The following is a 13,067-nucleotide window of genomic DNA, read 5'->3' as shown; positions in this document are numbered from 1 at the left end:
GCTTTGAAGTTGCGCGGCAACTGCGCTTTCGACTCCTCAAGTATAGGCGTATATCGGAGAAAACGGGAGGCCCGGCGCGCCGGGCCTCCCGCCAATCAATAGTCCATCGCCGGCATCGGCGGGGCCTTCTCCTCCTTCGGCACCTCGGCGACTAGCGCCTCGGTAGTAATGAGGAGCGATGCAACGGATGCTGCGTCCTGAAGGGCGGTGCGAACGACCTTGGCCGGATCGATCACGCCTGCGTGGACGAGATCCTGATACTCAGCGGTGGCCGCATTGAAGCCCCAGTTATAGTCGGAACTCTCGAGCAGCTTGCCGACGATATAGGCGCCGTCCTCGCCGGAATTCTCGGCGATCTGCCGCGCCGGTGCACGCAGCGCCCGGCGGATGATGTCGATGCCGGACTGTTGGTCGTCATTGACGGCCTTCAGACCATCGAGCGCCTTGATCGCACGGAGCAGCGCGATGCCGCCGCCCGGCAGGATGCCTTCTTCGACCGCGGCCCGCGTCGCATGGAGCGCGTCGTCGACACGGTCCTTCTTCTCCTTGACCTCGACCTCGGTGGCGCCGCCGACGCGGATCACCGCGACACCGCCGGCGAGCTTGGCCACGCGCTCCTGCAGCTTCTCGCGGTCATAGTCGGACGTAGAGGTCTCGATCTGCTGGCGCAGCTGCGCGACGCGGCCATCGATATCGTCCTTCTGGCCTACACCGTCGATGATGGTCGTGTTGTCCTTGTCGATCGTCACCTTCTTGGCGCGGCCCAGCATGTTGATCGTGATGTTCTCAAGCTTGATGCCGAGGTCCTCGGAGACAACGCTGCCGCCCGTCAGGATGGCGATATCCTCGAGCATCGCCTTGCGGCGATCGCCGAAGCCGGGCGCTTTGACCGCCGCTATCTTGAGGCCGCCGCGCAGCTTGTTGACGACGAGCGTCGCGAGCGCCTCGCCCTCGACGTCCTCGGCGATGATCAGCAGCGGCCGACCGGACTGGACGACCTTCTCGAGCAGGGGCACGAGCGCCTGAAGGTTAGAGAGCTTCTTCTCGTGGATCAGGATGTAGGGATCGTCGAGCTCGACCTTGAGCTTCTCGGCATTGGTGATGAAGTAGGGCGACAGATAGCCGCGGTCGAACTGCATGCCCTCGACCGTCTCGAGTTCTGTTTCGAGGCTCTTCGCTTCCTCGACCGTGATCACGCCCTCATTGCCGACCTTCTCCATCGCCTCGGCGAGGATGCGACCAACTTCCTCGTCGCCGTTGGCCGAGATTGTCGCGACCTGCGCAATCTCACTGTTGGCGCCGACCTTCTTGGCGTGATTCTCCAGATCTTTGACGACCGCGCCCACCGCGAGATCGATGCCGCGCTTGACGTCCATCGGGTTCATGCCGGCGGCGACAGCCTTCGAGCCCTCGCGCACGATCGCCTGGGCGAGCACGGTGGCGGTGGTGGTGCCGTCGCCCGCCTTGTCGTTCTGCTTGTTGGCGACCTCGCGCAGCATCTGCGCGCCCATATTCTCGAACTTGTCGGCAAGCTCGATTTCCTTGGCGACGGTGACGCCGTCCTTGGTGATGCGGGGCGCTCCGAACGACTTCTCGATCACGACATTGCGGCCCTTGGGACCGAGCGTCACTTTCACGGCGTTGGCCAGCGTATCCACACCCCGCAGCATGCGGTCACGCGCGTCCGACGCAAACTTCACTTCCTTGGCAGTCATCTGCCTGCTCCTTTCTCAAATTCCTTCCTGAATGTTCGAGGGATAAGGGCGGTCGATCAGGCCGCCTGCTTGAGAGGCACGCCGTTATCGATCACGCCAAGGATGTCGCTCTCCTTCATAATGAGGAGATCCTCGCCGTCGATCTTGACCTCGGTGCCCGACCATTTGCCGAACAGGATGCGGTCGCCGGCCTTGACGGACAACTCGACCAACTGGCCGCTGTCGTCGCGGGCGCCGGCTCCGACGGCGACGACTTCGCCTTCCTGCGGCTTTTCCTTGGCGGTGTCAGGGATGATTATGCCGCCCGAGGTCTTCTCCTCGGCTTCGATGCGGCGGACGACCACACGGTCGTGCAAGGGGCGGAAATGCATGGCAAAACCTCCAGATGCGTTAATGATGTGATAGCCCTCCCGTTCATCAGAACGACAGGTTCGCGCGAACTAGGAAAAGAGATTTTCGGGTTCAAGAGGCCGAGTGAAAATTTTTGGCACTCGGCCGCGGAGAGTGCGAATCCAGCCCTTTTAAGCAATTTGGCGGACATCATTCCCTCTTGACGCGACTCGGATCAGCACCAAAATCTTGAGTCGCGTGTGACACCGCACGCATGAGAAAGGAGCGACACAAGGAAAGGAGTGACGTATATGTCGCAGCCATTTTCCCGCTATTTGCATCCCTTCGAGGTTGCGCATCACCCGAGCCTGGAGCCGGAAGTCAAACGCGCCATCCTCGCCTCCTGGGCGTCCGACCGTTCAGCAGTGAAGGACCAGCCGGCGATGCGAAAGCCGCCCGGCGCCAGGCGCGCAGTGCCGATCGACGAGGTCTTCGCCGCGATGCGGTCGCTCGATGAACCGCGGACTGACAGCCGACCGTTGCAATGAGCGATCGCGGCTTCATCGCGCAGCTGGAGGGCTACGGTCTCACCACAGCCGAAATCCATTACTACCGGCCCGATGCGCCCTCGCTCCTCCAGCTGTTTATATGGCAGGAATATGATCTTGCGCCCGACTTCCCCACGCTGTTCGATTTCCTCGACCATTGGCGCCGCGAGATCGGGGCCGCACTCCATTCCGTCCGGATCGCCCATGACCGGCTGATCGGACCCACCGAATGGCGTGCGGTCGATAGCATCATCCCGCTCCCATGACAGGCGGTCTTGGCGAGCGCTGGCGCCGGCGAGGCGGACGGACGGTCCGCCTCGCCCTCGTCTTCGATGACATCATGGAATTCGCGCTCGCGCTGCTGTCAGTGCCGCCCGATGAGCTTGAGACGCTGGGCTGGACCTTCGCCGACCGTAAGCGGCTCCTCGATCATTTCCTGCGCTCCGGCATGGCAGCGCAGCGCGTGCCCCGGAATGCGTTGGGGCAGAGCCTGATCACGCTGCGGTTGCCGCGACGGGACCTCGCACCGCTTCAGCGTTTTGCCCGCCGCGAACTGCCCAAGGCTGCTTCCAACGCCGCCATGCTCGATCGGGTTCTTCGGGTACTGGACGAGACCGCATAGCGGCTGTTCAACCGGCCAGGAACGGCGCGGCCGCGAGACCGTCGAAGACGAACTGGACGGCGAGGCCGGCAAGAAGCACGCCGGACATACGGCCCACGACGTCGGCACCGGTGCTCCCCAGCAGCAGAACAAGGCGGTCGGCTGCGAGCATCGCGAGCCAAGTTAAAACCATGCACGCGACGATCATCGCGAGCACGCTGCCGCCCTCAATCCAGTTATCAGTGCGGCCCATGACGAGCACGGCGGCCGATAGGCTGCCGGGGCCCGCGATCAAGGGAAACGCCAGCGGAAAGACCGCGATGTCGCCAGGCCCTTCGGCTTCCCGACGCTCGCCCTCGCTGATCGACGAGAGTCCGGGACTGGAGAAGGTGAGCGTCAACGCCTGGAGGAACAGCAGCACGCCGCCCGCCACGCGGAACGCGGGCAGCGAAATATGCAGGAGCGAAAGAACGACGCCGCCCGCCACAGCGAACAGCAGCAGCACACCGGCAGCTATCGTGACCGAGCGCGTGGCAAGGCTGATCCGCTCGCTGCGGTGAATTCCGGCCGTCAGGCCGGCGAAGACCACCGCCGTCTCGATCGGACCGATGGTGACGAGCAGGGTGATAAAGGTTGAAAGGATGCTGGGTGATATATGCATAAGTCAAGAAACGGAAAACTAGCAAGGGAAGCGGCGCACACGCCGCTCCCTTATGACTAACGTGGCTTTGAATGAGCTGCCGGGATGGCGGACAGCAGGCTGCGTCATGTGCGGCGCATCCCGTCCGTTCGGTTCGGGGGCGCGGCAGCTGCAGGCCGCGCTGCGTGGCAGTCACCGGAGCTGTTAGACACGACCTTCAGTGGCTGCCACGAGCCAAGCGAGGTGACCTGAATGCTGCGGCTGCAGGTGCTTCCGCCGTTGGTCTTCGAGACGAAGCTGTAGCTGACCGTCCCCGGAGGCAGGCTGCGCAACGCCGTCAGGTCGATCTTCCCGTCATCGGCCATTGCCGGGAGCGGCAAGGCGCGAGCCTGACGCATCGTCAGGTCGCTCTGCCGGTCCATGTCGGCCGCGATGCGATCGAACAGAGCTAATGAGCCCGGCTCGAATGGATCGAGCCAGGTGATTGGTGCAACGCTCCAGGCAGGCGTGACCGTCACCTTGGGCGCGACACCTCCCTCATATTCTATGCGCGCGACCGTACCGACCGGCAGGCCGACCTTCATAACATGGTTGCCATGGCTCGCCGCCAGCGCGGTACCGATGGCGGCGACCGCCGCCACGCCGACCAGGACGGCTGTACGAATTTTTCGCATCAATCGTCTCCTCTGATCATGGGTGAATGTGAAAATGCCATCATACCGACGCCAACCGCGCTTCCCGAGCCCAAGGCGTTTTCAAGCGCGGCCGGATAGCGGCCGCAGCACCGTGCGTGCTGACCTGTTGGCCAGTAGCACACCACCGGCGTCGGTTCCGCTGGCAGGCGACTGGGAAGCGAATGCTGGCGACCCGGCGCGCCATGGAGCGAGAAGTCCAATCCCTGGCGCCGGCAGTAGTTCGCTGCGGTCTCTGCGTCTAAAAAACGCAGCTCGATCGTCTCGAGCGGATCGCCGCCGCCGGTCCATCCGGTCAGGGGATCGGCAACGGGCCGCCAGCGCGGCGCGAACCGCACCCACCATTGTCCACCGCCGAGCCCGCCCTGATTGGTCGCGCTTGGTCGCGCGCGGTACCGGCTCGATCACCGCTCGCGCATCTGGTGGTAGCGCGCTCGACGCGCCTAGTCCGGGGTGGTTATCGTTGGCGGATGGCCCGGAACCGAAGTTCCGGGCCAGATCGTCAGGCCGCCTTGCCATTGACCGGGATGCGGCGGACATTTTCGTTCGCCGCCTCCGTTTTTGGCAGGGTGACCGTCAGCACGCCGTTCCGGAAAGTTGCGGCGGCGTGGTCGCGGTCGATGCCCTGGGGCAGTCCGATACGGCGTTCAAAGCGTCCATAGCTGCGCTCGGTATAGCCACGATCCTTGTCATCGACTTCGGACCGCTTCTCGCCACGAAGCGTCAGGATCCCGTCTTCGACGGTGATTTCGACGTCCTTCTCGTCGAGACCCGGCAGTTCGACCGTGACGCGAATTTCCTGGTCAGTCTCGCCGAGCTCGACATGGGGCCAGCCGGCAGAGCGGTCGAACCCGGCTAATGCGGGCACGCCGAAGCCGCGGAAGACGTCGTCGAACAGCCGGTTCACTTCGCGGTGGAGCGAGAGTAGCGGGTGGGTATCACTGTCGCGGCCGCGCTCGGCGCTGACCGGGACGGGGAGCCGGTTTTCCTGCCGGCTCCAGGGAATGAGATCACGAAAAGCCATGATGGTCATCTCCTTTTCTGGCTGGAAGAGGCACGGCCTGCCGGCCCGCTTGAAACGGCGCCGGCAGACCTCTTGAACAGGGATCAGGCCGCTTCGCGGACCTCATCCCTGGGCGCTTCGATCTGATCCGGGGCAGCTTTGCTACCGTTGATCTCGATCCGGCGCGGCTTCATTGCCTCGGGGACAACGCGCTTGAGCGCGATACTCAGCAGTCCGTTCTCAAAACGGGCATTGCCAGCTTCCACGAAGTCGGCAAGCTGGAAGCGCCGCTCGAATGCGCGTGTGGCAATGCCGCGATGCAGATACTCGCCCTGATCGTTGTCTTCGGCACGCTTACCGGTGACGGTGAGCAGGTTCTGCTGAGCCACCACCTCGATGTCCTCGGGGCGGAAGCCAGCAACCGCCAGCGTGATGCGATAGCTGTCGTCACCTTCTTTCAGAATGTCGAAGGGCGGATAGCCATCTTCATCGCGTGCGCCTGCCTCGAGCAGGTTGAACAATCGGTCGAAGCCGACCGTCGAACGCCGATAAGGCGTAAAGTCGAATGCAGTTCTCATTTCCAAATCCTCCTGATTGAGCAATTCGGGCATGAGATGCGCCGGAGAGAGCCGGCACTCTCAATGTCCACCGGACCCGGTTTAGGCGTCCGGCGAAGAAGAATTAGGAAGCAGCCAACGGGTTTCAAGAGACATTTTTGCCCCCTCGGTATGCCGGTACGCGATGGAGCCGCCGCTCCTGAAATCGGTCGTCTTGACCAACATGCAAGTCAGGCAGCGTGCGTGAACAGCGCGATTGTCGCCTGGGCCGGCAGCAATGTCGGCTTTGGATTTGGCAGTGTCATGCGTCGCAGGCCAAGTGCCAAGCTCAGGCTGCATGTCGACGGCGATGATCCAGCCGCCGGCACGCGCGCCCGGTATCCCGGTGTGGGTCATGACCCGCAGCGACAAGGGCGCGGAGCTTGCCGAAAAGCTCGGTGCGAACAGGATCTTCCGTCCATGGCAAGATGCTGCCGTGCCGTGTCGATGCCATGATCGACAATGTAGGCACGGTGACATGGGATCACAGCCTGAAGTCCGTTAAACCCGGCGGGGTTGTTGTCATCAATGGCATGGTCTCCGGCCATATGGCCGATATCAACCTGGTGCCGATCTTTGTGGAGCAGCTTGATGTTTGCGAATCATGGAGGGGGAGACAGGTGCGATTCAGGCTATCTGCTGGCGGGGTGCTTCGCTCTGAGCGAATGGCTAGTTATGGCAGACGCTGCCATTCGAGGCCCGCTTGGCAAACGACGCATTTTGGTCGGAAGCATTCGTGAAACCACTAATCCTAGATGGCGAATTGCGCAGTTAACAAGATGCCTCAGAAGGTCGTCATTGGGCCGGGCTATGCCATTCAGATCATTGGGAATCTGGACGCTGGTGGATTAGCTTGGACTTGAATCGGGCGAGGGTTCGTGTCCTTTCTGGCATCCGGCGGCTCCTGTCCGAAGTACACCTACAAATTTCGGACAAAGAGCAATCCCATGCATGATAATTAGGCGGCCGGCTCATTCAAAGAGCGCTGGAGCGTTTCGACGGTTGCGAGGATGGCATCGAAGTCGGGCACATCGCCGAAGATCATGCCGGCCATCGCAGCATAGTCGCGACGGAGGTCAGTGATCATCGCATCGGTCGGCATCATGGAGAAGCTGCCGGGCTCAGCATGGGCAAGATCAAGGTCGCGGCTGTTAAAGAACATCCGGGCGTGCGCGACGCAATCCCTGCCGAGCTCTGGGTCAGCCATCGCTGAAGCGCCCGTTCCGGCGATCATCAGTTGGTGCACGTCGTAATAATGGCGCGAGACGCGCTGGCCACCCGCACGGAGAACCTGCCGGGCGTCGAACCAGCGACGCAGGCCGTGGAGAATGACGACCTTGTCCCAGAAGGTGCGTTCCGCATCTACGATAGTCACGTTGGCGACCGTCAGATCGAGGGCTGGTAGATCGTCGGCGAGATAGGGAATAACGCTATGGCGGGCGTGAGGGTCGAGAGCGGATTTGGCCCCGGATTCGATTTTGACGGCTTTGCGGATGTATCCATCGGACTCGGCGGTCACGCTTGGATACCAGAGAAGATGGCTCTGCGCGCTTTCATCGTCCTGATCGAGTTCGACCTTCGCGCCCGCCATCCCCTCGCCAACCGCACCAAATAGCGTCTCTGATAACTGGGCGAGCAGGTCTCCGCCTATGAAGGCCTGGCATGCCGCCTTGATGGCGTCGAGCTTGGCCTGTCGTTTCTTGCCGGACATCTCCTCCAGCGCCTGGACGCTTGCATCTTGGCCGATGTCTTCGCGAAATACCGTGATGTCGATGTCTTCGGAGAAGCGCTGAATTAGACCGAAGCCCTTCGACAGCGACGTGCCCCCTTTGAACAGGAAGCGCGGACCGTGGGATGCCGGACCGTTGAACAGCGCATCGAGGGTCCAGCAGACCCAGAAATCCTTCTCGATATTCTGGGGCGCTGTGCCGAGCCGCTGCCCGGCGCCGATAAACACATCCCGTCGATCCGTCGGGTCGGCCGCAAGGAACTGGGCGTAAGCGGGATTCATTGTCATGCTCGCTTGGTCTTCGGACGGTCAGCTGACGCGGTAGCCGGCATCGTATCGCGCAGAATATTCTGCATCCAGAGCGGGAGCGTCAGCATATCGGTCTGGAGGTCGTTGACGATGTCGGCGCCGTGATCGGGGTGAGCGAAGATGTTGCGCAGACGCTTGGCAACATCCGGATCGGTATCGCCCCCGGCGTCGTGCAACCAATGCAGGGCCTGAATGACACGCATCGCTGGCCGCCCAGCCCAATAAAGCCGGCTTGGCGCAGTGGTTTTGAAATCGATCTTGAGGTTGCCGAGCGTGATGGGCTTCAACCTCGCGTCGGTGTGGACGACGACACGAGCAGGGACGGCATCGGAGAGTCCCAGATCGTTGGCTGCGGTTACGCCGTCGACGAGGATACGGGCTTGGTCCCGGCGAGCCAGCGCATCGATTACGGCGCGCGGATCGGGGTGCGTGGGCTTGCCCGTGAGGGGGTTGAGTTTCGGCTTGTCATAGAGGCCGCGGGCAATCCTGCGAACGTCGCCATTACGGGTCAGTCGATGGAGCACTTGATCGACGGCATGGCGAGAACCGAGGTCGAGAAAGTCCTGCGGCGTCCAGACTGAAGGCACGCCTCCGGAGACCATTCGGTGCGATATGGCACTTCTGAGATCGAGGCCCGGTCCGCGCATGCAAAGTCCTTTGTCAGAAGCACGTATACGAATTTCTGACGAAGCGCAACAGTTTTGTCAGATTGATGATGCGTTTTTCTGACAAAATTTGCAAGACACAGGCGACATTGCAACGCAGCGCCATACCGAAACTAGCCGGACGAATGTGGACGATGATGGATGAACACGGACTCAGAAGAGATTTTTAACCGAGCGCTTAAGCAACTGATTTAGCAGCCAAAATACAGACTTACGAAATCACCGGAAGCAGCTATAGCACACTCCGAACTCGTGGAAAAGGCTGGATGATGGCGGACACCGTAGCAATCATCATGTTTGACCGTTCAATTAGTGCATCGTCTTCCAGGGTCATCTCTGTATCTCACGGTTATGGCATACGATGCATTTACCACCGATACGAACATGGCGATTCAAGTTGGTTTCATGAGAGCGAACTGCTCGGTCAGCTGACCCAATTCAAAGATGGGAGATCGAATTGGTGCTGTCCGATGCAGACTGACCCTATTGTCAGCTTGCCAGCACTGGCCGCCTGACCTGAACCCGATCCTGCCGTAGATCGACGGTTCCTACACCACCCCGTGGGACACGACCCTCAATCACAATACTGACGAGAATATTGTCGGCAACTGGAGGCGCGAGAACCTCATGCATGAATCACTCGGCTGCGGTTGAAAAAACAGCAGTAGCAGATGCGGTTCGTATATCCATGCCGCTGAACGCCATTTCCACCGCAGCGTCCAATATCACGCGCACTTCCAAGTCCGGGCAGGAAGTGTCAAGAGTTATGGATAAGCTTGCCAAGATTGGCCCCTTGTCTTGCGGCCGTATCGCTGTCCGCGCGATCGTCTTGGTACCACTGTTGCAGGACACATCAAAATGCGCTTGGCCAGGTTGTACGTCGCGTGCGCTACCCCAGATGCGCACTTCGTAGGATCCTGCAGCAAGCGGTAGATAAGGACCATAGACGAGAATTCCAGTTTCCCCAGTAGACCGGATGAACTCCCCGTTCCTTTCTCCAGCCAGGGTATTAAGGCGGGGGTCCGCACCGCCAAACCAGTGCGAAAGCGCTGGCTCCCAAGTTAAACGCCAATCCTGTTCGGGAAGTCCTTTCCCCGCCTTGCCTTCCGGCAAAGAAAGGGCAGGGTAAGAGATGGAAAGGCGCCGCCGCCGGGAATAACCAATGGTGTCAAACGCTGTCCTGACCGCCTCGGCCGCCTCCTGCGACCATGTAACCACTTCATCGGCTGCATCGGCAATTCCGCGCAGCCAGTTGAGCCGATCGATGATATTTTCATCACCTACCGCACCGGATGTATCCATCGAAGGAATATCGCTCATGCGAACGGCGTGGAAGACGGGAACAGCGTGTGCCTTCCACCGCTTAAAAAGTGCGCGCGCCCCTTCCGATCCAGCTGAATGAGCGGTTGGATCAAGGCCAATAAAGCGGTCGCCCTGTGCCACTTGGATAGGAGTGTCGTCCATGCCGTCTATCGGACAGCCTAAATGCGCGACTAGGAAAGAGCGCGCGGCACGGAATATTGTCTCGGTGGACCGCATATAAACGGGTTCTATGTCGCGGCGACCATCGTTTAAAATCATCGTTTCCACAATGCCAAGTGCCCAGCGCGCACGTTCCTGTCCGCTGTCGACGACAATTCCGGAAATATCGACAAAAGTCCGGGGCGGACGCATCGAAGCCATATTCTGTGTGGCGGCTGCCGCGAACTGCACAAGATCAAGTCGGGTAGCAGGTAACCTCCGCCCGTCCATAGCCGCAGAGCGCAGCAGCCGGCGCTGGCGCACGCGCGGATGATCAGCATAGAAGGCCTCGATTGCCTCATGATAGGCCCCGCCAGCAGCTTCAAGGCGATGGTCGGCCATGGCTGCAATCGCCGCCTTTGAAAGGCGCTCACGCTCTACAGTATCTTCCACAAGCCGAGTGAGATGCTTTGCGAGGATGTCGATATCGACTTTATCCTCCATCATCACCAGAGAATTCGGGTCGAGTTCCGTCATCGTGCCATGAGCGTTGGCGATCAGCACCAGCCCGTTGTTAAGCGCGTCAAGTGCCGCAGCTGATGTTTCACCGCGGGAATCTGTACGAAGCTGCACCGCGATGTCGGCCGCCGAAAGATAGGCTTGGTAGTCGTTTTCGTCGACATAGCCCGTCATCGATACCTTGCGCTTCAGCTGCTTGGTTCGGATACGCCTTGTCAGTTCCTTACCATAGTCGCCGCCCGCCGTGCCGACATAGACCAGCCTAACGTGCGGCAGTCTGCTAGTAGTCGATAAAGCGAAAGCCTCGAACAGCTCATGATTGAGTTTTTCGGGCGCGGTGCCGCCAAAAGAGCAGATCAGGATATCGTCATCGTCTAGGTTGAGCCGGTCGCGCGCTTCAGCCCGTGTCATCGTCGGGTGGCGACGCGGCAGGGGGACACGCCGGATAAAGGCTGGGGCAATACCGCTCTGTGCTAAACTTTCCTCACTCCAGCGGGAATGGACAATCAACCCAGTTGCCCCATCCAGCACCGGACCGTTTGATGGGAATCGCCTAATCGTTTCGCTGATGCCCTCTGATACGAAGGTCTGGATCGCACAATAACCGTGCGTATCAAGCAAGGCGGAGAAAAACGCGCCTGGCGCCGTCGTCGACTGTCGCCAGTTCTGCATTCCGCTCAGATAGAAATCGTGCAGGACCACAACCCCAGGATAGCGGGCAAGCAGATCGGGCATGTGCGCGTGGAACTCAGAATTGCCCAACTGATAGACAATCCGCTGGTATATATCCATTTCCGCGCGACGTTCGAAGTCCTTGATCGAAACGATGTCACAGTTGGCTATTGCCCAATCGTCCTGAACCGTCTCCTCGTCCGTTATGAGGTCGACATCATAATATCGGCAAAGTTCGGGCAGCAGGTCGATTGAATATTTAGCAATACCCGACTTGAGTGGTGGGAAAGGTGACACAAGCGCAAGGCGCGACCGTTGCGATGACGGCACGGCGCAGCGCGGCTTGCTCCGTTCATCCTGTTCCTGCGCTGCCTTCAGATGCTCGATCGCGGCAATTGCGCGCTCGGCACTCTTGTCCCAATGGAACTGACGGCTGTGCTCTAGACCATGGCGGCGTAACATGTCAGCAAAGGCAGGATCCGTCAGCACTTTCCTGATCTTGTCAGCAATGGCTTGTGCGTCTGTAGGATCAAACAGCGCTTCGGGGTGGCCAATCACCTCAGGAATGCTGCTCCTGTTGCTGCCAATAGTCGGCGCGCCGCAAGTCATCGCCTCTAACGCAGGGAGGCCGAACCCTTCATGCAGCGATGGAAAGACGAAAAGCTCGCACATATTATAGAGCGCGATGAGATCTTCTTCGGACACAAACCCTGTCAGGACCAGTTCTTCGGGTCTTAGCCCGGCCTCCTTAGCGACCGCGCGCAATGCTTCGCTTTGCGGGCCGTTGATCGAACAGATGATCGCCAGCTGGCGACCATGCCGAAGCGCAGGCTTGAGCAGCGCATAAGCCTTAATCAATCCTTCCAAATTCTTTCTATGATCCACCCCGCCGGTATACATGACAAAACGATTGGTGATGCCCATCCGCTTTCGGAGCGCCTTAGCGCCCTCGCTGGATAAACCGATAGGAACGAAAGCTGGATCAATCGCTGAAGAGATGTTGACGACCCGATCCCCTGAGATATCGAGATAGTCGATCGCCTCCATTCGACTGGACGAGGAGATGGCCAACAGAAGATCAGCGCGCTTTAGCGACTGGAGACGCCGATAATACCAGCGGCGGACTTGGGGCGAGAGTAAATAAGGGTCGGGATGAATATAAGGGATGAGATCGTACAGCGTAACCGCGCGCAGGATTCCATCACCTTGGGGGGGAATGTCGGTAATTGACAGGTCGCCGAGCCCTTCGAATAGGCTCGTTACATGGATCGCATCAGGACGCAGTGCAGTAATAAAATCTTCGCGCAGACGCAGATTGGCCTCTTCACGCCAACTGCCATGGGGCGCGGCCTGGCCGTTCGAGTCCATGATATCGTAGGTTCTAATCCGATCAGCAGGGAGTAAGCCGCTTAGCCGTTCCCGCACCGCCACTGCTGCTTCGGGAAAGGCGCCGTTCAGGACAACAAAAAAATCATGGCCGCCCCGGCGTAGCATCGCCTCAGCAAGCGCAATTGAATAGCGGCCAATACCGCGGTGCTTGCTTCCTTCAGTCTGACAGGCTTGCAGGTCTAAGACAATGCGCATTAG

Annotated in this window: 15 protein-coding genes; 4 read left to right on the top strand and 11 right to left on the bottom strand. The window is 60.1% G+C overall.

Annotated features, from left to right (window positions below):
- Nucleotides 1–95: 95 nt before the first annotated feature.
- The gene (groL, locus tag AC0KVN_RS19980; protein ID WP_048937989.1) at nucleotides 96–1,715 is read right to left on the bottom strand and encodes a chaperonin GroEL; all 1,620 of its coding nucleotides are present in this window, start codon (nucleotides 1,713–1,715) and stop codon (nucleotides 96–98) included.
- Nucleotides 1,716–1,771: 56 nt separating this feature from the next.
- A complete protein-coding gene (gene groES, locus AC0KVN_RS19975; RefSeq protein WP_048937988.1) occupies nucleotides 1,772–2,086 on the bottom strand; it encodes a co-chaperone GroES in 315 nt (104 codons plus the stop codon).
- Between the two features lie 270 nt (nucleotides 2,087–2,356).
- Here groES and AC0KVN_RS19970 point away from each other — a divergent pair, with 270 nt between their 5' ends.
- The 3 genes from AC0KVN_RS19970 (at nucleotide 2,357) to AC0KVN_RS19960 (ending at nucleotide 3,215) form a co-directional block, all read left to right on the top strand.
- Nucleotides 2,357–2,593: a hypothetical protein gene (locus tag AC0KVN_RS19970; RefSeq protein WP_048937987.1), complete on the top strand. Its 237-nt coding sequence runs from the start codon at nucleotides 2,357–2,359 to the stop codon at nucleotides 2,591–2,593.
- Nucleotides 2,590–2,859: an usg protein gene (locus AC0KVN_RS19965; protein ID WP_069338981.1), complete on the top strand. Its 270-nt coding sequence runs from the start codon at nucleotides 2,590–2,592 to the stop codon at nucleotides 2,857–2,859. Before AC0KVN_RS19970 ends, AC0KVN_RS19965 begins: the two co-directional genes overlap by 4 nt.
- Before the next feature lie 74 nt (nucleotides 2,860–2,933).
- Complete coding sequence (locus AC0KVN_RS19960; RefSeq protein ID WP_483656359.1) at nucleotides 2,934–3,215, top strand: hypothetical protein; 282 nt, start codon at nucleotides 2,934–2,936, stop codon at nucleotides 3,213–3,215.
- A 7-nt stretch (nucleotides 3,216–3,222) separates the two neighbouring features.
- Here the strand turns inward: AC0KVN_RS19960 and AC0KVN_RS19955 are convergent, their stop codons facing one another.
- The 6 genes from AC0KVN_RS19955 to AC0KVN_RS19930 form a co-directional block, all read right to left on the bottom strand.
- Nucleotides 3,223–3,855 (bottom strand): MarC family protein, encoded by a 633-nt coding sequence (locus AC0KVN_RS19955; RefSeq protein WP_421122551.1) that lies wholly within the window; start codon nucleotides 3,853–3,855, stop codon nucleotides 3,223–3,225.
- A gap of 104 nt (nucleotides 3,856–3,959) precedes the next feature.
- Nucleotides 3,960–4,508, bottom strand: a complete 549-nt coding sequence (locus AC0KVN_RS19950) for a hypothetical protein (RefSeq protein ID WP_048937983.1) — start codon at nucleotides 4,506–4,508, stop codon at nucleotides 3,960–3,962.
- Nucleotides 4,508–4,864: an NADH dehydrogenase ubiquinone Fe-S protein 4 gene (locus AC0KVN_RS19945; RefSeq protein WP_483656358.1), complete on the bottom strand. Its 357-nt coding sequence runs from the start codon at nucleotides 4,862–4,864 to the stop codon at nucleotides 4,508–4,510. The genes AC0KVN_RS19950 and AC0KVN_RS19945 overlap by 1 nt, the downstream gene beginning before the upstream one ends.
- Nucleotides 4,865–5,028: 164 nt before the next feature.
- Nucleotides 5,029–5,550 (bottom strand): Hsp20/alpha crystallin family protein, encoded by a 522-nt coding sequence (locus AC0KVN_RS19940; protein WP_048938058.1) that lies wholly within the window; start codon nucleotides 5,548–5,550, stop codon nucleotides 5,029–5,031.
- 83 nt (nucleotides 5,551–5,633) lie between these two features.
- Entirely contained in the window at nucleotides 5,634–6,107 is a 474-nt protein-coding gene (locus AC0KVN_RS19935; RefSeq protein WP_048938057.1) for an Hsp20 family protein, read from the bottom strand.
- A gap of 81 nt (nucleotides 6,108–6,188) precedes the next feature.
- A complete protein-coding gene (locus AC0KVN_RS19930) occupies nucleotides 6,189–6,497 on the bottom strand; it encodes a hypothetical protein (RefSeq protein ID WP_313041432.1) in 309 nt (102 codons plus the stop codon).
- Nucleotides 6,498–6,553: 56 nt separating this feature from the next.
- Here AC0KVN_RS19930 and AC0KVN_RS19925 point away from each other — a divergent pair, with 56 nt between their 5' ends.
- A complete protein-coding gene (locus AC0KVN_RS19925) occupies nucleotides 6,554–6,865 on the top strand; it encodes a zinc-binding dehydrogenase (RefSeq protein ID WP_483656367.1) in 312 nt (103 codons plus the stop codon).
- A 218-nt stretch (nucleotides 6,866–7,083) separates the two neighbouring features.
- Here AC0KVN_RS19925 and AC0KVN_RS19920 read toward each other — a convergent pair whose 3' ends face one another.
- The 3 genes from AC0KVN_RS19920 to AC0KVN_RS19910 all read right to left on the bottom strand — a co-directional run bounded on the left by AC0KVN_RS19920 (nucleotide 7,084) and on the right by AC0KVN_RS19910 (nucleotide 13,064).
- Nucleotides 7,084–8,142: a nucleotidyl transferase AbiEii/AbiGii toxin family protein gene (locus AC0KVN_RS19920; protein ID WP_483656357.1), complete on the bottom strand. Its 1,059-nt coding sequence runs from the start codon at nucleotides 8,140–8,142 to the stop codon at nucleotides 7,084–7,086.
- Nucleotides 8,139–8,810 (bottom strand): DUF6088 family protein, encoded by a 672-nt coding sequence (locus AC0KVN_RS19915; protein WP_483656356.1) that lies wholly within the window; start codon nucleotides 8,808–8,810, stop codon nucleotides 8,139–8,141. Before AC0KVN_RS19915 ends, AC0KVN_RS19920 begins: the two co-directional genes overlap by 4 nt.
- A gap of 654 nt (nucleotides 8,811–9,464) precedes the next feature.
- Nucleotides 9,465–13,064, bottom strand: coding sequence for a glycosyltransferase (locus AC0KVN_RS19910; RefSeq protein WP_483656355.1), 3,600 nt, complete (start codon nucleotides 13,062–13,064; stop codon nucleotides 9,465–9,467).
- Nucleotides 13,065–13,067 lie beyond the last annotated feature (3 nt).

The sequence above is a fragment of the Sphingobium sp. SG1 genome (assembly GCF_057063145.1).
Note: the sequence above shows the minus strand (reverse complement) of the source record. Positions and strands in the feature narration are given on the sequence as shown.